This is a genomic window from Acinetobacter sp. Ac8 (assembly GCF_055392545.1).
In genome coordinates this window covers 1,956,246-1,976,982 of sequence record NZ_AP043689.1, presented here as the reverse complement: position 1 = coordinate 1,976,982, position 20,737 = coordinate 1,956,246, and the positions used below count along the sequence as shown (strand labels likewise).

Below are 20,737 nucleotides of genomic sequence, written 5' to 3'. Positions count from 1 at the left end.
TACATCATGCTGTTAAAATAGAAAACCAAATCGAATGACATGAACATTCAATCTGATACTTAAATTGTTTCGATTTTCCACTCACCAGCAACATTCACCATCTGGTGGGTTGCATTTGGAACTGAGTTTAAATCGTCATTACCCAATAACTGAATTACACTTAAACCTTGTTGACGTGCTACGGCAATCGCATCCAGCAACGTGGATTCGGTACCTTTCGGTGCAACTACTTTTTCAATCTGTTGACGTTGACCCGCACTTAAGGAATACAAGTCACAAGAAAATCCCGTTGCAGGACGCGCGCGTCCAAAGTGTTCACCAATACCATCATAACGACCACCTTGTGCCAACGGTGCAGCACGATTTGGTGCATACACGGCATACATTAACCCAGTGTGATAATGGTATGAACGAAGCTCTACAACATCGATACCAATATTGAGTTTTGGCCAACGTGCTTGAATTTCTGTATATGTTGTTTTAAGTACCTCAAAAGCATTTTTAAATGCTTCATCAGCAAAAATTTCTGCGCTAATATTCGCTTGCAATGCATCCAGATCACTTGCATAACGACCTAAAGCATAAAAATCAGAACCAAACTCTAAATCTTGAGTGAATTCAGCAAGTTCTGGTAGTGCTTTGCGCTGATACAAATCAGATAAGTGGCTTTCTGTTGATTTGTTTAAACCCACATGTTTTACCAGACTTCTAAACAGTCCTACATGCCCTAAATCAAGATGGATACCATCAGCTAAACCCGCAGTATTAAGCAGATTGAGCATCACGTCGATCATTTCAACGTCTGCGTCAATACTGTCTGAACCAAATAACTCTGCACCTAACTGAAGTGGTGCACGCGTGGTATTAAAACCTTGTGGTTTAGTATGAAGTACCGTTCCTGCATAGCAGTAACGCGCCACACCTTGTACTTGATGTACATGGGCATCAATACGAGCCACTTGTGGTGTCATATCGGCACGCACACCAAGTAAACGACCTGAAAGTTGGTCGATGACTTTAAAAGTGGCTAAGTCTAAATCTTGATTCGATTCGGAGAGAGAAGAAAGAGATTCGATGTATTCGATGAATGGCGTATACACCAGCTGATAACCTCGTGATGCGAGGAAATCTAAAGCTTCACGGCGCAATTTTTCAATTACTTGCGCTTGCTCTGGTAATACATCAGCTACACCATCAGGTAATAACCATGTCTCTGAAATGGGCATGTTGTAAACCTAAATCCTGTCAGCGCGGAAGTAATCCGCATAAAAAAATCGGGAACACACCCGATTTCTGTTATTTTAGCACGATCATCTGCGCCATGCATTAATAAAATAACTTTTGATGCCTAGATAATTTGACGACCTATGCATAATTTAGGCAAAAAACTATCTATTACACATTATCCCACTTCAATTCTTTGTATTTATTTAACTTTTCACACAAGTGTTGATTGCTATTTGCGTTGTTGAAAATATAATTTATTCGTTTAGAAAAACAGCATCTATTTAAAGCAACTGAAATACTAAAAACTGGGGAAGTATGGAACTACATAGCAACTTATATTACACGCATCCAAATACGGAAATCATGCAAAAGCTAGGCCGTTTATTTCAAGAGCATCGCGGTGAACAAGACAAATTTATTGCTGTTGCAGTTGAGCTAAATTCACTATTGGGCCAAGAACTTGCAGAAGATCTTTTAAACACAGTTGACAATATTGAGTTTGATTTGGGTCCTGAATCATTACACGCTATTGCAGGCTATTCAGTTGTCCATTTTGTGCATGGTTCTTCAGGCGATGAGTTTATCGAAGCAATCCTACTTTTCTTAAAAGCATTACTCCCTGAAATTCACACTCTGGCTTGGGGTTGTGGGGATGATGACCCGTGGGAATTCTGGTTTAAATTTGAAGGCGATGAGTTGATTCGTGAAGATGATGAACCTTTCAATGATCCTGAACAAGATGACGAAATAAAATCCTCCATTTATACATGGTGGCATACAGGCTTACCTGAAAAAATCAAAGAAGGTTTCTTAAACCAAGCATAAATTTTTATTCAGATTTAAAGGGAAGTACAAAATCGAATCGCTGTACTTCCCTGTTATTTTGACTCTTTCAACTATTTTAAATAGTCCTCAATACTGACCACTTGTGAAAACATTTGGAAGGCTGACAAACAGGCTGTTTGTACATCTTCTGCTTCAACTGTTCTGCCCGAATAGCTCAATTGACGCGTCGCTGTAGCGTCTGCAATGATCGTCGGTTGATAAGCAAATTCTGCTGCTGCACGTGACGTCGCATCAATACACATATGCGTCATCATGCCACTAATCACCAATTTATCAACATTCAGTCGCTCTAATTCTGCTTTTAGAGTGGTTTGAAAAAAGCTATTGGGATAGTGTTTTTCAATCACAATTGAATCAGTCTTAACGCGTAAATCCGTATGCAATGCTACACCCTGCGTTCCTGCTTCAAAAAATGTAGCATTGGGTTGATTGGCAATATGCTGAATATAAATAATCGGCTGCTCACGCTTTATAAACAGATCTTCTAATCGATTGATGTGTTTTAAAGCCTGTTCCGCACAGAACAACTCCATCTTCCCTTGAGGAAAATAATCGTTTTGGACATCTATTACTAATAATGCAGTTTGGCTCATGGTGTTTTCCTAACTCTTGTGTTGATGTTTTTATAAGATTAATCAAAACAACTGGCGATTTGCAGTCACTCATGAAAGAATAATAGATTAGAAACTTTCAAACTGAAAATTTGTTCAATTCACTATGTTGCCAAATGACCCAATTGACCTCAAAATTTTAAAAATACTAAAAACTGATTCTCGGTTAAGCAATAAAGAGATCGGAAAATTAGTACACCGTACAGGCCAAGCTGTAGGAAGTCGCATTGCTCGAATGCAAGATGAAGGCACAATTCAGAAATATACGATTACGCTACAGAACCAATCAACACAATTTATACGTGTGATGATGCAGAATAATGAATTTGAACAGTTTGAAGCATTTATCGCTCAATTTGAGTCAATTGAAAGTTGCTATAAAGTCTGTGGTTCCGCTTGCTATATGCTGGTTGCGCATTTTGATAGTCATGCAATCAATCTATTTATCGAGCAACTCTCTGAATGGGGACAATATTCAGTAGATAGTGTCGTAAGAGCAATTGAAACTCAGCCTTAATTTTATATCCAAATCCATATCATGTAAGAATAACAAATGAAATCTTCAGAAAAAACATTACGCGAACATAGTAAATTTCTAAGTTTAGTACTTCGACATCAACCAGAAACCATTGCAATCCAACTCGATTCTGAAGGCTGGACGGATGTACACATCCTTTTACAGCAAATGATCAAACACAGAAGACCACTTAAACTCGTAGAGTTGATTGAGGTCGTTGAAAGCAGTGATAAAAAACGCTTCCAACTTTCCCCTGATCAAAACAAAATCCGCGCAGTACAAGGTCACTCTAGTGCTCAGGTTCAACGTGAGTATGTTGCTATTACGCCACCCGATACACTTTTTCATGGAACAGCAACTCGCTTTGTCGACAGTATTTTAGAAAAAGGCTTAATTTCAGGTGAACGTCATCATGTGCATTTATCTGCTGATTTAGTCACAGCACAAAAAGTGGGACAACGACATGGCAAAGTCATCATTTTCATACTAGACACCAAACAGATGCACCAAGATGGTTTCCAGTTTTATTGTGCTGAAAATGGGGTTTGGTTGACTGAACAAGTGCCGATAAAATATTTAAAGTTATTCGAAAGCGAATCAAAAAACTAATCTAGCGGTAAGGCTGTGGTCTGTTTGATCTTCTGTAAAGGGATTTCAGTTTTGACATTCTGGATCCCTGGAATTTTATTTAAATGATTAATTTGAAATTTACGATATGCCTCTAAATCAGAAACCACAATACGTAAGAAAAAATCACAATCACCTGCCATAAGTTGACATTCAACAATTTCAGAAATATTCATAATGCTTTCGATAAATTGATTGACTGCTTGTTCATCCTGACTCTTTAACCAAATTCGTGCAAAGACTGTCAAACTGAGATCTACTTTGTGTGGATTGACCAATGCAACATACTGGTCAATGATCCCCTCATCCTCCAGTTGCTTTACTCGTCTTAAACAAGGTGAAGCGGATAAACCTATCTGTTCTGCCAATTCATTATTTTGTAGTTTTCCATTACGTTGTAATGCACACAGAATACGCCGATCTATCTGATCCAATTTCATAAAATTATTTCTAGTAGATAAAACCAAAAAATAACATATTCCAGCAATAATATTGCAAAAATTATTTTACAGGCAGCAAGTTTAGCGAAATATAGCGAATCATTTGGCATAAAATAAAAATCACCTTGTTTTAGCGACCATTGAGCGACTCATGTTAAGTTTTAAGAACACTACGACTGAACTAACCTATTCAATTGAATTTAGAGAGTTTGTACGTGGGCTTAAAACCTCTATTCCAATGCTACTGGGTATTATCCCTTTTGCACTGGTTTTAGGAACACAAGCAGCGCAAAAAGGATTTTCTGCCTTAGAAGTTCCATTGTTAACAGGACTCAATTTTGCTGGTGGTTCTGAGTTCGCCATTATTGAAGTCTGGACGCAGCCACCTCAATTGTTGTTTTTAATTCTGATCACTTTTCTGGTCAACAGCCGCCATATTTTAATGGGTGCAAGTTTAGCACCCTATATTCGACATTTGCCCAATCGTAAAGCCCTTCCATTATTATTTTTTATGTGTGATGAGAGTTGGGCCCTTAGCATTACGGATTCACACAAACAAAACCCTCGCAATCCCTATGCAGGATTTAGTGTGTTTTTTTATATTGGCCTTTGTTTCGCGTTATATGTCATGTGGGTGGTTTTTACCACGATGGGAGTCGGCATTGGTTCTTTTCTTGGCGATGTCACAAAGTTTGGTTTTGACATGGCATTCCCTGCAGTTTTTCTGGTGCTTTTACGCGGAATGTGGAAGGGCTTTAAACCCGCACTACCTTGGCTGATAAGTCTGATCGCGGCCGCATTGGCCTATTATTATCTACCTAAAGGCTGGTATGTATTGATTGGTTCTATTTCAGGCATTATTGCTGCGTTCTTACTAATTGGAGATGAAGAATGATTCATATGACAACATTCATCGCCATCCTATGTGTGGGATTAACAACCTACTTAACTCGAATTTTAGGCTATTTACTGTTAAAGAATAGACATCTCAGCAAAAGAACCACGCGAATTTTACAGGTGATCCCCGGCTGTGTTTTGATTTCAGTGATTGCACCCTACTTTGTTACGGATCAACCAGCCAACTTGATTGCAATTATCATCACACTGTTCGCAGCTTGTTATTTTTCATTATTGCCCACTGTACTGATCAGTATTATTGCAACAGGGATCTTGAGAAACTTTATGCTTTAAACGTTCTCAATAGCCTATCACTCCTGACTTGATGCAATTCAAAACCTCAATTAAGGTTTTGAATTTTGCTGTAATATTTTAATTAATTCAGCGTTTTGAAACTCAACTTGAGTCAAACGTGTTGAGGTATTGTCTAAAACTTGCTGCTGTACATGCATTTTTTTAGCCAAATCTTGCATAATTTGTAAGGCCTGTTTGAGATGTTGCTCTTGTGCATGGATCTGTTGCTCATGATTCTGCACATGCTTAAGCCATTCAAGGTTTTCTTTCTTTAACTTTCCCATTTGCCAAATCACAAACATCATGGCCAGATAAAGAATCACAATAACCAAATATATATAAAACATCATTCACCCCCAACAAAACACGTCAATCTTCGTCTTGATTAAACTCAAGTCATTAAAGTTATTTTAAAGTGATAAATATTAGATTAATAAAATGATTCACACAAATCTAACAAGCGATTTGCATAACCCCATTCGTTATCATACCAAGCAAACACTTTCGCCTGTTGACCTACGACCATAGTTTGAGTCAGATCAACAATCAGTGAATAAGGTGAATGATTAAAATCACTTGAAACCAATTGCTCATCTGTGACAGACATAATTTCAGCATAATCATATTTTGCTGCTTGAATTAAGGTTTGGTTAATTAAATGAGCTGTTACTGGCGCTTTAGCAATAAATGTTAAATCAATGGCGGCAACATTAATTGTTGGTACACGGATTGAAAAACCATCAATACGGTTTTCCATTTTGGGCATGACTTGTTTTAATGCACCCAAAGCAGAAGATGTAGTTGGAATAATATTTTGTCCTGAAGCACGTGCGCGGCGTAAATCTCGATGTGCGTGGTCCAATACAGATTGATCCGCAGTGACCGCATGGATTTCAGTCATTAATGCACTGTCAATTCCAAATGCATCATCAATAATTTTGACCAAAGGGACTAAAGCTTGTGTGGTACATGACACACCCGAAATAATTTGATCACTAGCTTTAACATCATGATGATTTACCCCATAAACAATGGCAGCATCAACAGTATCAAAAGGTGCTGCACCAATAATGACGCGTTTTGCACCTGCTGTTATATGTTGTGTTGCAGCTGCTCGTGATCGAAACAGTCCTGTACATTCTAAAACAACATCAATATTTAAATCTTTCCAAGGCAATAATTCAGGATTGGCTTGTCTTAAAATTTGCACTTTCTGTTTAATTTGCCGTGCGTCAATCGACATATAAAGCTGTCCATGTTCTTGTACGATATTCACTGCACCGTCAAAGCGGCCATGGGTAGTATCGTATTTAAATAAATGAACCAGCGTTTCAACATCTGCAATATCGTTAATGGCAACAATTTCAAAATGGAAGTTTTTCGGATTTTCAAACCAAGCGCGTAATACATTCCGTCCAATTCGCCCGAATCCGTTTATTGCCACACGTTGCATCAGATGTCCTTTTACAGCCAAACTACTTTATGCGCTATATGTTATAAGATTTAGCGTGTCTACTGTTAGAATATGCTTTATTTAGTCATAAAAATTTCTCAAAAATAATTTTTTGATTCAGCTAGGATAAAAATAAATGTATCCACCCATTAAAAATATTTTTAAATTCAATCAATTATTTTATCTTTACTGCATGATTTTACTAGCCTTTCTATATACACAACCAACACATGCACAAAATCTCTATTCAAACTGCTCAGAAACACTGACTCAACAACTCATTCAAAAATTCAACTTAAACACACAACAAAATTTAGATGCACGTTATCCTGTATTCCAAACCTGCTTAACGATCAGTAAACACCAACAGATTATTGCAATCAGCAATCCTGTTGCTATGCAATCTGACTTTGCGGATTATGATTTAAATTTATATTTGATCGATACCGCATCTTCAAAAATTTTAAATCATTATACTTATCCAAAAACCATCTCTGCCGATGCCAGTCAGTTTGAAAATTTAAAATTTGATATCAATCCTTACGCTAAAACTCCTCATACTCATGTTATTGGATTGGCCTTAACTTATGGGCATTTAGGTAGAATTGACTATACAATACGTGAAATAAAGTTATTCAAAATCAGCAATCAACAAATGCAATTGGTTTTAGATAAATTTATGACGAATTACTCAGCTGGCGAAAGACCGTCTCTATGTGAAAATAATGCACAAACTGAGACTCAAATTTTGCTTAATCCCTTAAAACAGCAAAATCATGGTTTAGCAGATATTCAATTAACTGAAAAATCCGAACGTATAACGCTTGATGAGAAAAACTGTAAAACACACCGTATCGTCAAAAAACAAAGCCATATTATGAAATTCGATGGGAAAAAATATCGTTTTAAACATCTTAATTTTTTAGACTTTGGAATTTGATTAAATTTTGCAATTAAAAAGGTTAAATCATGAAAACATTACAAATTGTATTGAACACTGCACTGCTTTTGATTGCTGGAAATAGTTTTGCAGTACCTTATCAGCGTTGCTCAGACCAACAGCAACAGCAATTGATTCAACAATTTAAATTGGTCAATCAGCGTTTTACCAATACTGAAGCCAAAACATATCAAAGCTGTATCCATTTAGACAATCAACAAAAAATTCAGCTTATTGCGATCAGTCAACCGATTGCTTATAAATCTTATGATGATATGGAACATGATCTAAATTTATACTTAATTGACTCTTCTCAGCATAAAATTCTGCAAAAGTATAAAGCACCAGAAACTTTTTACTCAGATGCAGATCATTATGATGGTGCACAACTCCATACGACCCGTTTTTCAACATTAACTGATATTGATGTCGTGGGTATTGAAACTTCATCGTCGCATCAAGGTGGTTTCACTTATAGTCACAGTAATTTAACTTTATTTAAAGTTAATCCTAAACAACCCATCAAAGAAATTGGCGGTATCAGTATGAATGATAGCGGCGATGAACGAATTGGAAACTGTCCAGAGAATAGTAATTCAGAGGTTAGAAGTATCCTCATTTTATCAAATAAAACGACACATGGCTTACAGGACATGATTTTAAAAGAAACCAAAAACCAGACCAAAACCAACTATAAAACCTGCACTTCGGTGAAAAAACAATATAAGCAACAACAAACGCTTAAATTTAATGGTCAAGTATATAAATTTCAGCATCATAACTTTTTAAGTATTGATCCTTTTTAAGCAAGCTTAAATCCGATAATGGCAATGTGGCTATGTTTTAAATTTATACAACCAAAATTTACCCCAGATGAAAGTTGAAAATGTATAGAAATACCAATAATTCACCTTAAAATCATTGGTGGACACTACATTTTCCGTTATACTTTGGCGTTTTTAAAAATAAGCCCGTGTGGTGACTGAGCGCAAAAATCAGACTCAGCAACGCACTTTTAGCCAATACGAAAATTAAGGAGTGACTTGGTTGTGAGTACTCGTTTTATGACAACTGCTGAAATACGTGAAGCATTTTTGCGCTACTTTGAATCGCAAGGACATACACGTGTCGCGTCAAGTTCACTTGTACCTGCCAATGACCCTACTCTGCTTTTTACCAACGCAGGGATGAACCAGTTTAAAGACTGTTTCCTTGGATTAGAAAAACGTGACTATGTTCGTGCAACGACGTCGCAAAAATGTGTCCGTGCAGGCGGTAAGCACAACGACTTAGATAATGTCGGTTATACAGCACGTCACCATACATTTTTTGAAATGTTAGGTAACTTCTCTTTTGGTGATTACTTTAAGCGTGACGCGATTCGTTTTGCTTGGGATTTCCTTACTGGTGAAGAATGGTTAGCACTCCCTAAAGATAAATTATACGCCACTGTTTATCATACAGATGATGAAGCGTTTGACATTTGGAACAAAGAAATTGGCTTAGCTGCAGATCGTATTATCCGTATTGGTGACAATAAGGGCGAAAAATACGCTTCTGATAACTTCTGGGCAATGGGTGATACTGGCCCATGTGGTCCTTGTTCTGAAATTTTCTTTGACCATGGCGATCATATTTGGGGTGGCTTACCGGGCACACCAGAAGAAGATGGCGACCGTTTTATTGAAATCTGGAACAACGTTTTCATGCAGTTTAACCGTACTGCTGATGGCGTACTGCATAATCTTCCTGCACCATCTGTAGATACAGGCATGGGCTTGGAACGTATTTCTGCTGTTTTACAGCATGTCAATTCAAACTATGAAATTGACCTGTTCCAAGACCTATTAAAGTCTGCTGCTGAAATTATTGGTGTTGATACATCTGAAGCGGTTGCAACTGCACAAGCAAACAATAAACCTATTGAATACCCTGCTTCACTTAAAGTGGTGGCAGACCATGCACGTTCATGCTGCTTCCTGATCGCAGATGGCGTTAACCCTTCAAATGAAGGTCGTGGTTATGTATTGCGTCGTATTATCCGTCGTGCAGTACGTCATGGTAATAAAATGGGCGCAACGGGTACGTTCTTCTACAAAATGTTGCAACCATTAATCGATGCCATGGGCACTGCTTATCCTGAGCTTGAACAACGCCGTAATGTGATTGAAGCGGCTTTGATTCGTGAAGAAGAATTATTTGCCAAAACGCTTGAACAAGGTTTAAAGCTGCTTGAAGGTGAGTTAGCCAACCTCAAAGGTAAAACCATTCCGGGCGAAACCGTCTTTAAACTTTACGACACTTATGGCTTCCCTGCTGATTTAACCGCAGATATCGCACGTGAACGTGAACTGGAAATTGACGAAGCTGGTTTTGAAGTTGAAATGGCTGCACAACGTCAACGTGCACGTGATGCAGGTAAGTTTGCTGTTGACTATAACAGTATTGTGAAAGTAGATAGCGAAACTCAATTTGATGGCTATGAAGCAACTCAAGGTCAAGGTCAAATTATTGCGATCTATAAAGATGGCGTACAAGTTGATGAAGTCGTTGAAGGCGATGAAGCACTAATCGTATTGAACCAAACACCGTTCTATGCAGAAAGCGGTGGTCAGATTGGTGATACAGGTCTGTTCAAAAACGATACTGGTATTTTTGAAGTTCAAGATACTAAAAAATCTGGTGGCGCTTTTGTCCACCAAGGTATCGTGACAATGGGAAGCCTAAAAGCGACTCAAAATGTTGAAGCAATTGTAAAAGCAGATCTTCGTGAAGCAACTGCACGCAACCACTCTGCAACTCACCTTTTACATGCCGCTTTACGTCAAGTATTGGGCGAGCACGTACAACAAAAAGGTTCTTTGGTCGCTTCTGACATTTTACGTTTTGACTTTGCCAATGACCAACCGGTGACATTTGAACAAATTCAACAGGTTGAACGTATTGTAAACCGCGAAGTGATTGCAAACACCGCCGTTTCTACTGAACTTTTAGACATCGATGCTGCCAAAGAAAAAGGTGCAATGATGTTGTTCGGTGAAAAATATGGTGATGAAGTTCGTGTACTTTCTATGGGTTCAATCCAAGATGAGAAAAATTTCTCTATCGAACTTTGTGGTGGTATCCATGTAAAACGTACTGGCGATATTGGTCTGTTTAAAATCACCTCTGAAAGTGGTGTTGCAGCAGGTGTTCGCCGTATTGAAGCTGTTACAGGTACCAAAGCGCTTGAAATCGTTCAAAAATTTGATGCAGATATTTTGCATATCAACGATTTATTAAAAGCACAGAAAGATCAAACTGTTGAAAAAGTTCAATCAACGCTAGAAACAGCACATCAATTGCAAAAACAAATTGAGCAATTGAATCAAAAATTGGCGAATTTCCAAGCCTCTGATTTAATCAATCAAGTGACCGAAATTGCGGGTCGCCAAACACTTATTGCCACAGTTCAAGGACAAGATGCGAAATCTGTTCGTCATCTTCATGACAGTGTCAAATCAAAATTAGATAATGCAGTGATTGTGCTTGCGGCTGTAGAAGGTGACAAAGTTAGTCTTATCGCATCTGTAGCTAAAGATTTCACTGCAAATCTAAAAGCGGGTGACATCATCAAACACTTAGCAACTGAGCTTGGTGGTAAAGGTGGTGGTAAACCTGACTTAGCACAAGGTGGCGCGCCACTAAACGAGAAGTTTGAACAAGTGATGGCAGATTTAACTGCTTGGCTTGCTCAAAAATAATACTTCACCTTTTGTGTAACTGACCCTAATGCCGATTAGGGTCATGGCTTATATGGAACAACTATGGCATTAATCGTTCAAAAATATGGCGGTACTTCTATGGGTACTCCCGAGCGCATTTTAAATGTTGCTCGTCGTGTAAAGCGTTGGCATGACCACGGCCACAAGGTTGTAGTGGTTGTATCCGCAATGAGTGGTGAAACAAACCGCTTATTGGCTTTAGCGAAAGCCATTACCGAAACCCCTGATCCTCGTGAACTAGACCAAATGGTGTCTACGGGTGAACAGGTAACGATTTCAATGTTAGCAATGGCGCTCAATTCAATTGGTGTTGAAGCTAAGTCACTCACAGGTCGCCAAGTTGGTATCAAAACTGACAGCGCGTTTACCAAAGCCCGTATCGAATCTATTGATACAGATGTGATGACAAATCATTTGGATGCAGGTCGTGTCATTGTTGTTGCAGGCTTCCAAGGTTTCGACATTGATGGCAATACAACAACTTTAGGCCGTGGCGGTTCTGATACTTCTGGTGTTGCACTTGCTGCGGCATTAAAAGCAGATGAATGTCAGATTTATACAGATGTGGATGGGGTTTATACCACTGATCCTCGTGTTGCACCTAAAGCGAAAAAAGTTGATCGTATTTCATTTGAAGAAATGCTTGAAATGGCATCTCTCGGTTCTAAAGTATTGCAAATTCGTTCTGTTGAGTTTGCAGGAAAATACCAAGTGCCTTTACGCGTATTATCAAGTTTTGATAATGACAATGATGGCGCATTCGACGAAGATTTCAAAAACAATGTCGGAACACTAATCACTACTGAAGCGGAAGACAATATGGAACAGCCAATTATTTCTGGTATCGCATTTAACCGTGACGAAGCTAAATTAACAATTTTAGGTGTACCTGATGAACCAGGTATTGCGTCTAAAATCTTATCACCTATTGGTGCTGCAAACGTTGAAGTGGATATGATCATCCAAAACGTTGAAGAAGATGGCACAACTGACTTCACTTTTACCGTGAATCGTGGTGAACTTAAAAAAGCCAAAGCAATCCTAGAAGAAACGGCTACAGCGATTGGTGCGCGTGAAGTTGCTACGCGTGATGACATTGTTAAAGTGTCAATTGTTGGCGTAGGTATGCGTTCTCATGCAGGTGTTGCAAGTAAAATGTTTACTGCACTTGCAGATGAAGGGATTAATATCCTGATGATCTCAACTTCTGAAATCAAAATTTCTGTGATTATTGAAGAAAATTACCTAGAACTTGCGGTTCGTTCACTCCATACAGCCTTCGGTTTAGACCGTGAACATGGCGAATCGAGTGCGCGTGCATAATTTTTGATCAAATATAGCTACTTATTCGCTGTTTTGACCAAGAAAAAATCAGAGCCACTATAGTGTTTTCTATAGTGGCTCTGTTATATTAGTTTTGAGGTTTTAGAGAAATTTCAATAGAGCAATGTGAAAATGAAAAACTTGTCACATTATTCTGTTAAAATTATCGGTGCTATTTAAAGTTGTGTTTTCTAGTTTTTAGAAATTCATCGCAGGTTTAGCGTTTAAGCAAGGAGATAAACATGCTGATTCTGACCCGCCGTGTCGGAGAAACTTTGATGATTGGGGATCAAGTCAGTGTTACTGTGCTTGGTGTTAAAGGCAACCAAGTTCGTATTGGTGTAAATGCCCCAAAAGAAGTTTCTGTGCATCGCGAAGAAATTTATCAACGTATTCAACATGAGCGTGCTATGCACGAGCATTTGCAACATATTGATCAAGATTATCAGCCTTCTTTTGAAGATGATAATTCGCAAAACACCTATAATCGTTAAGATTATAGTGGTTTTGGAAACTAAAGCGGCTTTTAAGCCGCTTTAAATTTTTATTGATCAGTAAAAAACATCATCCGTTTTATTCAAGACCTAGTGCTTTTCTGACTGGTGAATAGCTACGACGATGTTGATCAATCACACCATGTTCAGCAATGGCTTCAAAGTGTGCTTTGGTTGGATAACCTTTATGTTTTGCAAAACCAAATTGCGGATATTGCTTGTCTAATTCAACCATTTCATGATCACGCGTTACTTTGGCCAAAATACTTGCCGCACTGATCTCAGCATGTAAAGCATCCCCGCCTACCACCGCATCACAGCTCATGCTTAAGCCTTTAGGAACTTTATTGCCATCTACAAGCACATGCTCTGGTACAGTTTTGAGTGCCTCTACAGCACGTCGCATCGCCAATAATGAAGCTTGTAAAATATTCAGTTCATCAATTTCTTGATGTGTTGCTTCAGCAATTGCCCAAGCAATCGCTTTTTCCTGAATTTCAATGAATAACTTTTCACGTTTTTTTTCAGTTAATTTTTTAGAATCATTTAAGCCTTGAATTGGCTTGTTTGGATCTAAAATTACTGCAGCCGCGACCACAGAGCCAACCAATGGACCTCGTCCTGCTTCATCTACACCAGCAACTAACATTTTCTTTCCTATCATAAAAGAAGCTCAACAGGTTTTATCTGAGTTTATACATCATCATCTTGAAATGATGACAGATTGAAAGCCCTTTTCTTTGTACATAAATTCAATCGGCTGATCAAAATTTAGAATATTTTGCTTCGCGTGAATGACGCCATATAAAGAAAACAGCATCACTCCTAAGACCATGAATTTATCAATATAGAAAAATCTGTAGCAATAAATTCATATGCCTTTGATGCTTTAATGCAATTATCTCATCGCTTCCGCAACACATGCATTAATTGTTTTTGTCACCACATTTGAAACAATCGTAGCACGCGCTTGAGGGTCTAAAGCAGCTGTTGCCAAATCTACAGTGCTGACACTTTGTGGTGCTTTTTCACTGACACAACCACAAATTTCACTTTGTACATTGTTTTTTTGATCTGCAGTCATGACTTTTGTTGCAGTCTTCCAAGCAGGTAAATTATTCAGTTCAGTTGTGCATTTCGCATTGATCGCAATTTTAAGCGCAACACCACCTAACTGCTGAGTTGTTGACGCTGCTGCAGCACCTGTTGGGTCATTGGTCGCGCAAGCCGATAGAGCTAAAGCGATTGAAGCAAGAAAGACAACGCGTTTTTTCACAATTTTTTCCTTTTTATGAGATAAAGCTGGGCTATTTTGCCTAAACTTATACTTGGATTAAACTAAAAATTTGAATAATCACCTCATTAGACGCTAAATGGATAAATATTTCACAATTATTGCTTTAAGCGTTGCAAATTTAAAACAATACGTTGAGTTTTTAGAACTGATTTCTTTTAATAAAATCCATATTATAAGCACTAAATTAAATCGGAATCTGTGTCATGCAACAAAAATCACAATACTATACAAGGACAGCACAATGGTTGCATTGGATTATGGCAATCATCTTTATTACCGCTTGGGTCATTGGTTTTTATAGTGGCAATTTTTTAAGCTATGATGTCGATGGGCCGTTTAAAGGTGATGTCATTACCTTACATAAGAATATTGCATCGGTGATTATCTTTTTGGTGATTATCCGTATCTTTTGGCGTTACACCCACCCTGCACCTGAACTACCTGAAACCATGTCACCATTGATGAAAACTTTGGCTCATTTAGGTCATTTGGGTTTATATTTCATGTTATTGGCATTGCCAATCACAGGATGTTTATTTAGCTGGAGTGCTGGTCATCCCGTGCCTGTATTGTACTTATTTGAGATTCCAAGACTTGTACAAGATAACCCCGATTTAACAGCGATTGTAAAACCTTTACATATTTATATTTCATGGGCTGCAGGCTTACTTCTTGTCGGACATGTTCTGGCTGCGCTCAAACACCATTTCATTGATAAAGACAATGTATTGAAAAGTATGACACGACAAGGTTAGTCGAACATAAATTAAAAAATCTAGCAAAGCACATCAAAACGGTGTGCTTTTTTATATTTTTATTGTGGTTTAAATTTATGCTGCTTAAATTCTAGATCTTTACTTTAATGCTTCTTTTGCACAACCTTTTAAACTATTCATCACCGCTTGTTGAATCAGCTTATTTTTTGCAGCTTCATTAAACGTTGCCATAACCAGCTGTTTAGCAGGGACATCATTCAAAGCATTCTCACTAACACAGCTACAGATTTTTTGCTGTGCATGTTGCTGTTGTGTAGCTGTCCATAAAAATGAGGATACTTGCCAAATCTTTGACGCTTTTAATTCACTTGCACACTGCTGTTCGATTAAAGGTTTTAACATCTTATGTGTAATCGTTTCTGTGCTTGAGTCTGCACATGCAACAGTCACAGGTAAAATAATGAATAAGGTTAGACTTGTTAAAAATTTCATTCTATTTTCCTCATGAAAAAAAGCAGTGTTCACACACTGCTTTTATAGGCTTAAAGAATATAGCTTGATTTAAGCCAATTGATCAATTTGATTGTTCCATTTTTGCTTTTCTTCATTTGAAATAAATGACGCTTCAAATGAATTTTTTGCCAATTGCTTTAACTCTGTATTGGAAAGATCTAGCGCTTCAGCAATCGAAATAAAATTATCATTCATATAGCCACCAAAATAAGATGGGTCATCTGAATTGACAGTCACATGTACACCTTTTTGCAATAAACGGTGAATATTATGTTGTGCCATATCATCCACCACACATAATTTTAAATTGCTCAGTGGGCAAACAGTCAAAGGCATCTTTTCTGCAATTAAACGTTGCATCAGTGCTGGGTCTTCTTCTGAACGCACCCCGTGGTCAATACGGTTTACTTTTAATAAATCTAAAGCTTCCCATACATATTCAGCAGGCCCTTCTTCTCCCGCATGTGCAACCACCAAGAAACCTTCTTTACGTGCTTGCGCAAAAACTCGTTCAAATTTAGCTGGTGGATGCCCAACTTCGCTTGAATCTAAACCTACAGCAATAATTTGATCTTTATATGGCAAGGCTTGCTTTAACGTTTCAAATGCTGCTTCTTCACTTAAGTGACGTAGGAAACACATGATCAAATGAGAGCTTATAGCCAACTTTGTTTGAGCATCATCGCATGCACGCTGTAGGCCATTGATCACCGTTTCAAAGGCAACCCCACGGTCGGTATGTGTTTGTGGATCAAAGAACATTTCAGTATGTACAACTTTATCCTCTGCACATTTTTCAAAATATGCCCAAGCTAAATCATAAAAGTCTTGTTCATTGATCAGTACATTGGCACCTGCATAATAAATATCAAGGAAAGACTGTAGATTATGAAAGTTATATGCTTGTTTGACTTCTTCTACAGATTTATACGGGATATCAATTTGATTACGCTGAGCTATCGCAAACATCAGCTCAGGCTCAAACGTGCCTTCGATATGTACATGGAGTTCTGCCTTGGGTAAGGCACGAATAAGTTCTAATCTATTCACGTTTTTCCTCAAACTTATTAAATTAAATTTCAATCATCCAAATCGCTTGGATTCATTTCAATCTGATTAAAACAAAAAAGGGTGCAAACTTGAGTTTACACCCTTTTCTTATTTAAATTTATTAACCACCAAATGCAACGAATTTAATCACCCAGAGCACAGCAATGATCCAAACCATATATGGAACTGTTTTTGCTTTACCTGTAAATAATTTAACCAATGCATAGCTGATAAAGCCCATTGCAATACCGTCCGCAATAGAATAAGCAAATGGCATAAATACAATGGTTAAAAATGCTGGAACTGCCTCGGTAATATCATCCCATTCAATATTGATGATGCCTTGAATCATCAACACACCAACAAATAATAATGCTGGAGCAGTCGCAAATCCAGGAACAGATTGTGCCAGTGGTGCTAAAAATAAACACGCTAAAAATAAAATACCGACAACAACTGCAGTTAAGCCTGTACGACCGCCTGCAGCAACACCCGCCGATGACTCAATATAAGGCGTTGTTGATGATGTGCCCAAAGCAGCCCCGGCAACAATCGCAGTTGAATCAGCAAATAGCGCTTTTTTCAAACGTGGTAATTTACCGTCTTTCAATAAACCAGCACGATGTGAAACCCCGACCAATGTTCCAGTTGAGTCAAATAAATCAACCAAGAAAAATACGAAAATCACACCCACTAAACTTACCGTAAATAAGTTTTCAAAATTCATTTGCATGAATGTTGGTGCAATAGAAGGGATTGAACCAACAACCCCTTTAAATTCATTTAAACCTAAAGCTGTTGCAATACCAGTGACCGCTAAAATACTGATAATAATTGCGCCACGAATTTTATAGTGGTGCATAATCACGATCAGGAAAAAACCCAGTAATGTCAGTAAAACTGTAGGTTGTTTTAAATCGCCCAAACCCACCAAAGTTGCTTGATTTGCAACAATAATGCCTGAGTTTTTCAATGCAACCAGTGCAAGGAATAATCCAATACCGCCACCGATTGCAAATTTCAATGACATTGGAATCGCATTGACAATGGCTTCACGGATTTTAAACATGCTAATTGCGATGAAGACAAGTCCGGAAACAAATACAGCAGCCAAAGCGGTTTGCCATTCAACGCCCATACCTAAACAAACGGAATAGGTAAAATAAGCATTCAGCCCCATACCTGGTGCAAGTGCAATCGGATAGTTTGCAACAACCCCCATGACCAAACAACCAATCGCAGCGGCCAAACACGTTGCCACAAATACGGCGCCATGATCCATACCTGTTTCTGAAAGAATCAATGGGTTAACAATGATGATGTAGCACATTGTTAAAAATGTCGTTAAACCTGCCAGTATTTCGGTTCTAAACGTTGTTTTGTTTTCGCTCAGTTTAAATAAGCGTTCAAGCAAACCCGCTGAAGGATTTGGATTCGTCATTGTTGAGCCCCTGTTAAGTTTGAGCTATTCGTTGATAAAATCGAGTTCATTTAAAAAAATGCTAAATGCCGTCAATTAAGGCCATAATTCAGCATTCAATAAACATACCAAAATGACATTTCCGATAAAAAACTTGAATTAAAAAAGCTGCAGATTAGCAGCTTTCGTTTTCTAGAAGGTTTAACGGTCGTTATCGATTACATATTACAAATTATAACATACAGTTTAAATAATTTTATCAATCTGACGCTTTTAGTCATCCAATTCATGTGAACTCAGAAGTTTAATGCTTTAAGGATATACAGTGCCTAAATCAAATCACAGTATTACTTACTTTGAGATGATTGTGATTATTAGGATTAGACTCAATTTTCCGAATGGTTAAATTCGCATCTTTGATAATATCTTGCATTTCTTGTTGTTTTTTTTGTTGCGAATCGACATAAGAAAAATAGCCTAGAAATATCACACTACTCAACACGAAAAAAGTTACAAGCTTTACCATTTCAAAATCAAATCAAGGTATAAATTTCGCTGATTATACACATAAACGTGACATGAATAACACTTTCACAATAAAATTGTCTGACAAATCACAAGTATTAACTTGCGCTTTCATAGTGCATACTAAATTTTAGAGCCTGCTATACATCTAAAATGGTGCTATTTATTTTAAATAATGATTAAAAAACAACATTAAACTTGATCAAGCAAACACAGCTTTTAAATACATAAAGTTTTCAATAACAAGAGTTTAGACGGCTTAGCTTACACACTTTAAAATGCATGTAAGCTTTTAAAGTGTGTAAGCTTTTAAATCAGTAATGCTTAAATACGCTATTCAAAGATTTAAGCCAAGTCACTTAAGTTTTTACATCGTGCCTTCAACTTATATTGCCACCTAAGGCTGCAATCAGTTGGGCTGTATTTTTTAACTGCAACTGCTTGAGCTGTAAAGTTGCCTGTTCCGCCTGTAAGGTTAAATTTTGTGCTGTAACCACTTCTAAATAACTGACTAAGCCTACATTATAGCGACGAGTTACAACTTGTTCATTTTCTAAAGCAAGTTTAAATAGTTGAGCCTGCTCAGATTGTTGCTGTTTAAAACTGGATGACTGTAAAAGCGCGTCTTCCACCTCTTTCCAACCTGTTAAAACAGCCTGTCTATACGTTGCTGCTTTTTCAGCATAACTCGCTTGCGCTTGTGCAATCTCAGCCTTACGTTTTCCACCGTCAAATATCAATGCCGTTGTTTGTAGGCCCGTCGACCACAAATACTGTGGTGCTTGAAACAGTTGACTCAACACGCGGCTATTTAATTCACCAGTTAAACCAATACTGAGATCAGGTAACCATGCTGTTTGAGCCAAGCCCAATTGGGCATGTGTTGCCGCCAATTCACGTTCAGCACGGATTACATCAGGACGCTGGATCAGCATCCGACTTGGTAACTGAGTGGGTAATAGTGGAACTTTAAAGTGCTGTTCCTGTTTGGCCAATTGAAATTGAGCAACTGTTTTACCTTGTACCACAGCTAAAATATTTTCTTGTAAATCACGTTGCCGCTGGATTTCTATCTGCTGGATTTGCACTTGTTTGAGCTGTGTTTCAGCCTGTATCACATCCGCGCGCGCGATCATTCCAGCAATATATTGGTTATTTAAAATTTTGACGGAACGCTGATAACTGTGTTGGGTTTGTCGTAAAACATCCAACTGTGCATCCAGTATTCGGATATTCCAATAGGTTTCTGTGCCCAATAATTGTTGATTAAGTTTAATTGCGGCTAAGTCAGCCTGTGAAGCCTCTAAATTTGCCTGTTGCCCTTCAATCGCTTTAGCGACTCTGCCCCATAAATCAGGAATCCAACTGACCTGAACACCCGTTGTAAATTGGTTGTTTGGCGTACTGTCCTTTGTTCCACTACGTTGTGCAGAACCATTTAACTTTAAACTTGGCAAACGGTTAGCGCGTTGCTGCTCAAGTAAGGCATTGGCTTGTTGATAGCGTGCTTCAGCTTGTTTCAGACTCAAATTTTCTTGATTCAATTGTTGCATCAATTGACTGAGAATAGGGTCTTGATAGATTTCCCACCAAGTGTTGGCATTGACGTCTAAGCTTGAGGTTTTTTTCCAATTTAAAACAGCATATTTATAATGTTCATCCGTTTGAAGGACTGGCACTTTATATTCAGTCGGATGCAACACAACAGTAGAATTGCATGCAGTCAATATCAATAACACACTAAGGCACATGACATTTTTAACGATTAAACTCTGCATTATAT

The 20,737-nt window shown here is 38.0% G+C and carries 22 protein-coding genes; 11 read left to right on the top strand and 11 right to left on the bottom strand.

Annotation, left to right across the window (positions count from 1 at the left end; genetic code table 11):
* Positions 1–59: 59 nt before the first annotated feature.
* Positions 60–1,226 carry an ATP phosphoribosyltransferase regulatory subunit gene (locus tag ACZ5QH_RS09205; RefSeq protein ID WP_004820956.1) on the bottom strand — a complete coding sequence of 389 codons (1,167 nt, stop codon included), beginning with the start codon at positions 1,224–1,226 and terminating at the stop codon, positions 60–62.
* Positions 1,227–1,542: 316 nt separating this feature from the next.
* Here ACZ5QH_RS09205 and ACZ5QH_RS09200 point away from each other — a divergent pair, with 316 nt between their 5' ends.
* Complete coding sequence (locus tag ACZ5QH_RS09200; RefSeq protein WP_303577052.1) at positions 1,543–2,052, top strand: hypothetical protein; 510 nt, start codon at positions 1,543–1,545, stop codon at positions 2,050–2,052.
* A gap of 71 nt (positions 2,053–2,123) precedes the next feature.
* Here the strand turns inward: ACZ5QH_RS09200 and ACZ5QH_RS09195 are convergent, their stop codons facing one another.
* A complete protein-coding gene (locus ACZ5QH_RS09195; protein WP_303577051.1) occupies positions 2,124–2,666 on the bottom strand; it encodes a cysteine hydrolase family protein in 543 nt (180 codons plus the stop codon).
* A 124-nt stretch (positions 2,667–2,790) separates the two neighbouring features.
* On the opposite strand from ACZ5QH_RS09195, the gene ACZ5QH_RS09190 reads away from it, so the two are divergent.
* Positions 2,791–3,201: an Lrp/AsnC family transcriptional regulator gene (locus ACZ5QH_RS09190; protein WP_303577050.1), complete on the top strand. Its 411-nt coding sequence runs from the start codon at positions 2,791–2,793 to the stop codon at positions 3,199–3,201.
* Between the two features lie 36 nt (positions 3,202–3,237).
* On the top strand, positions 3,238–3,810 hold the full coding sequence (locus tag ACZ5QH_RS09185; RefSeq protein ID WP_303577049.1) for an RNA 2'-phosphotransferase: 573 nt from the start codon (positions 3,238–3,240) through the stop codon (positions 3,808–3,810).
* Here the strand turns inward: ACZ5QH_RS09185 and ACZ5QH_RS09180 are convergent.
* Complete coding sequence (locus tag ACZ5QH_RS09180; RefSeq protein WP_167468978.1) at positions 3,807–4,262, bottom strand: Lrp/AsnC family transcriptional regulator; 456 nt, start codon at positions 4,260–4,262, stop codon at positions 3,807–3,809. The genes ACZ5QH_RS09185 and ACZ5QH_RS09180 overlap by 4 nt on opposite strands.
* 157 nt (positions 4,263–4,419) lie before the next feature.
* On the opposite strand from ACZ5QH_RS09180, the gene ACZ5QH_RS09175 reads away from it, so the two are divergent.
* On the top strand, positions 4,420–5,163 hold the full coding sequence (locus ACZ5QH_RS09175; RefSeq protein WP_303577048.1) for an AzlC family ABC transporter permease: 744 nt from the start codon (positions 4,420–4,422) through the stop codon (positions 5,161–5,163).
* The gene (locus ACZ5QH_RS09170; RefSeq protein WP_303577047.1) at positions 5,160–5,459 is read left to right on the top strand and encodes an AzlD family protein; all 300 of its coding nucleotides are present in this window, start codon (positions 5,160–5,162) and stop codon (positions 5,457–5,459) included. The genes ACZ5QH_RS09175 and ACZ5QH_RS09170 overlap by 4 nt, the downstream gene beginning before the upstream one ends.
* A gap of 50 nt (positions 5,460–5,509) precedes the next feature.
* Here ACZ5QH_RS09170 and ACZ5QH_RS09165 read toward each other — a convergent pair whose 3' ends face one another.
* Together ACZ5QH_RS09165 and ACZ5QH_RS09160 are read right to left on the bottom strand one after the other, a co-directional pair.
* A complete protein-coding gene (locus ACZ5QH_RS09165) occupies positions 5,510–5,806 on the bottom strand; it encodes a hypothetical protein (RefSeq protein WP_096733926.1) in 297 nt (98 codons plus the stop codon).
* An 83-nt stretch (positions 5,807–5,889) separates the two neighbouring features.
* Positions 5,890–6,912 carry a type I glyceraldehyde-3-phosphate dehydrogenase gene (locus ACZ5QH_RS09160; RefSeq protein WP_262085809.1) on the bottom strand — a complete coding sequence of 341 codons (1,023 nt, stop codon included), beginning with the start codon at positions 6,910–6,912 and terminating at the stop codon, positions 5,890–5,892.
* A 136-nt stretch (positions 6,913–7,048) separates the two neighbouring features.
* Between ACZ5QH_RS09160 and ACZ5QH_RS09155 the strand changes: the two genes are divergently transcribed.
* From ACZ5QH_RS09155 to csrA, 5 genes are all read left to right on the top strand, one after another.
* Positions 7,049–7,852 (top strand): PA3715 family protein, encoded by an 804-nt coding sequence (locus tag ACZ5QH_RS09155; RefSeq protein ID WP_303577046.1) that lies wholly within the window; start codon positions 7,049–7,051, stop codon positions 7,850–7,852.
* A 29-nt stretch (positions 7,853–7,881) separates the two neighbouring features.
* Positions 7,882–8,658, top strand: a complete 777-nt coding sequence (locus tag ACZ5QH_RS09150) for a PA3715 family protein (protein WP_464016795.1) — start codon at positions 7,882–7,884, stop codon at positions 8,656–8,658.
* 243 nt (positions 8,659–8,901) lie between these two features.
* Complete coding sequence (alaS, locus tag ACZ5QH_RS09145; RefSeq protein WP_171066878.1) at positions 8,902–11,595, top strand: alanine--tRNA ligase; 2,694 nt, start codon at positions 8,902–8,904, stop codon at positions 11,593–11,595.
* A 63-nt stretch (positions 11,596–11,658) separates the two neighbouring features.
* The gene (locus ACZ5QH_RS09140) at positions 11,659–12,939 is read left to right on the top strand and encodes an aspartate kinase (protein ID WP_004721171.1); all 1,281 of its coding nucleotides are present in this window, start codon (positions 11,659–11,661) and stop codon (positions 12,937–12,939) included.
* 242 nt (positions 12,940–13,181) lie between these two features.
* Positions 13,182–13,433: a carbon storage regulator CsrA gene (csrA, locus tag ACZ5QH_RS09135; RefSeq protein ID WP_004721174.1), complete on the top strand. Its 252-nt coding sequence runs from the start codon at positions 13,182–13,184 to the stop codon at positions 13,431–13,433.
* Between the two features lie 79 nt (positions 13,434–13,512).
* Here csrA and rnhB read toward each other — a convergent pair whose 3' ends face one another.
* Positions 13,513–14,082 carry a ribonuclease HII gene (gene rnhB, locus ACZ5QH_RS09130; RefSeq protein ID WP_004820802.1) on the bottom strand — a complete coding sequence of 190 codons (570 nt, stop codon included), beginning with the start codon at positions 14,080–14,082 and terminating at the stop codon, positions 13,513–13,515.
* Positions 14,083–14,331: 249 nt separating this feature from the next.
* On the bottom strand, positions 14,332–14,709 hold the full coding sequence (locus tag ACZ5QH_RS09125; RefSeq protein ID WP_004820799.1) for a hypothetical protein: 378 nt from the start codon (positions 14,707–14,709) through the stop codon (positions 14,332–14,334).
* A gap of 224 nt (positions 14,710–14,933) precedes the next feature.
* On the opposite strand from ACZ5QH_RS09125, the gene ACZ5QH_RS09120 reads away from it, so the two are divergent.
* Positions 14,934–15,485: a cytochrome b gene (locus ACZ5QH_RS09120; protein WP_004721181.1), complete on the top strand. Its 552-nt coding sequence runs from the start codon at positions 14,934–14,936 to the stop codon at positions 15,483–15,485.
* Between the two features lie 99 nt (positions 15,486–15,584).
* On the opposite strand, the gene ACZ5QH_RS09115 is transcribed toward ACZ5QH_RS09120, so the two are convergent.
* From ACZ5QH_RS09115 to ACZ5QH_RS09100, 4 genes are all read right to left on the bottom strand, one after another.
* Positions 15,585–15,938 (bottom strand): hypothetical protein, encoded by a 354-nt coding sequence (locus tag ACZ5QH_RS09115; RefSeq protein WP_303577044.1) that lies wholly within the window; start codon positions 15,936–15,938, stop codon positions 15,585–15,587.
* Positions 15,939–16,007: 69 nt separating this feature from the next.
* On the bottom strand, positions 16,008–17,009 hold the full coding sequence (locus ACZ5QH_RS09110) for an adenosine deaminase (RefSeq protein WP_234623007.1): 1,002 nt from the start codon (positions 17,007–17,009) through the stop codon (positions 16,008–16,010).
* Between the two features lie 121 nt (positions 17,010–17,130).
* Entirely contained in the window at positions 17,131–18,450 is a 1,320-nt protein-coding gene (locus ACZ5QH_RS09105) for an NCS2 family permease (protein WP_004820795.1), read from the bottom strand.
* Positions 18,451–19,334: 884 nt separating this feature from the next.
* A complete protein-coding gene (locus ACZ5QH_RS09100; RefSeq protein WP_303577043.1) occupies positions 19,335–20,732 on the bottom strand; it encodes an efflux transporter outer membrane subunit in 1,398 nt (465 codons plus the stop codon).
* Positions 20,733–20,737: the final 5 nt, after the last annotated feature.

What these genes read in the sequence shown, in the direction of transcription:
- ACZ5QH_RS09205 (WP_004820956.1), bottom strand. Translation starts at nt 1,226, where the DNA reads ATGCCCATTTCAGAGACATGGTTATTACCTGATGGTGTAGCTGATGTA.
- ACZ5QH_RS09200 (WP_303577052.1), top strand. Translation starts at nt 1,543, where the DNA reads ATGGAACTACATAGCAACTTATATTACACGCATCCAAATACGGAAATC.
- ACZ5QH_RS09195 (WP_303577051.1), bottom strand. Translation starts at nt 2,666, where the DNA reads ATGAGCCAAACTGCATTATTAGTAATAGATGTCCAAAACGATTATTTT.
- ACZ5QH_RS09190 (WP_303577050.1), top strand. Translation starts at nt 2,791, where the DNA reads ATGTTGCCAAATGACCCAATTGACCTCAAAATTTTAAAAATACTAAAA.
- ACZ5QH_RS09185 (WP_303577049.1), top strand. Translation starts at nt 3,238, where the DNA reads ATGAAATCTTCAGAAAAAACATTACGCGAACATAGTAAATTTCTAAGT.
- ACZ5QH_RS09175 (WP_303577048.1), top strand. Translation starts at nt 4,420, where the DNA reads ATGTTAAGTTTTAAGAACACTACGACTGAACTAACCTATTCAATTGAA.
- ACZ5QH_RS09170 (WP_303577047.1), top strand. Translation starts at nt 5,160, where the DNA reads ATGATTCATATGACAACATTCATCGCCATCCTATGTGTGGGATTAACA.
- ACZ5QH_RS09165 (WP_096733926.1), bottom strand. Translation starts at nt 5,806, where the DNA reads ATGTTTTATATATATTTGGTTATTGTGATTCTTTATCTGGCCATGATG.
- ACZ5QH_RS09160 (WP_262085809.1), bottom strand. Translation starts at nt 6,912, where the DNA reads ATGCAACGTGTGGCAATAAACGGATTCGGGCGAATTGGACGGAATGTA.
- ACZ5QH_RS09155 (WP_303577046.1), top strand. Translation starts at nt 7,049, where the DNA reads ATGTATCCACCCATTAAAAATATTTTTAAATTCAATCAATTATTTTAT.
- ACZ5QH_RS09150 (WP_464016795.1), top strand. Translation starts at nt 7,882, where the DNA reads ATGAAAACATTACAAATTGTATTGAACACTGCACTGCTTTTGATTGCT.
- ACZ5QH_RS09140 (WP_004721171.1), top strand. Translation starts at nt 11,659, where the DNA reads ATGGCATTAATCGTTCAAAAATATGGCGGTACTTCTATGGGTACTCCC.
- csrA (WP_004721174.1), top strand. Translation starts at nt 13,182, where the DNA reads ATGCTGATTCTGACCCGCCGTGTCGGAGAAACTTTGATGATTGGGGAT.
- rnhB (WP_004820802.1), bottom strand. Translation starts at nt 14,082, where the DNA reads ATGTTAGTTGCTGGTGTAGATGAAGCAGGACGAGGTCCATTGGTTGGC.
- ACZ5QH_RS09120 (WP_004721181.1), top strand. Translation starts at nt 14,934, where the DNA reads ATGCAACAAAAATCACAATACTATACAAGGACAGCACAATGGTTGCAT.
- ACZ5QH_RS09115 (WP_303577044.1), bottom strand. Translation starts at nt 15,938, where the DNA reads ATGAAATTTTTAACAAGTCTAACCTTATTCATTATTTTACCTGTGACT.
- ACZ5QH_RS09105 (WP_004820795.1), bottom strand. Translation starts at nt 18,450, where the DNA reads ATGACGAATCCAAATCCTTCAGCGGGTTTGCTTGAACGCTTATTTAAA.
- ACZ5QH_RS09100 (WP_303577043.1), bottom strand. Translation starts at nt 20,732, where the DNA reads ATGCAGAGTTTAATCGTTAAAAATGTCATGTGCCTTAGTGTGTTATTG.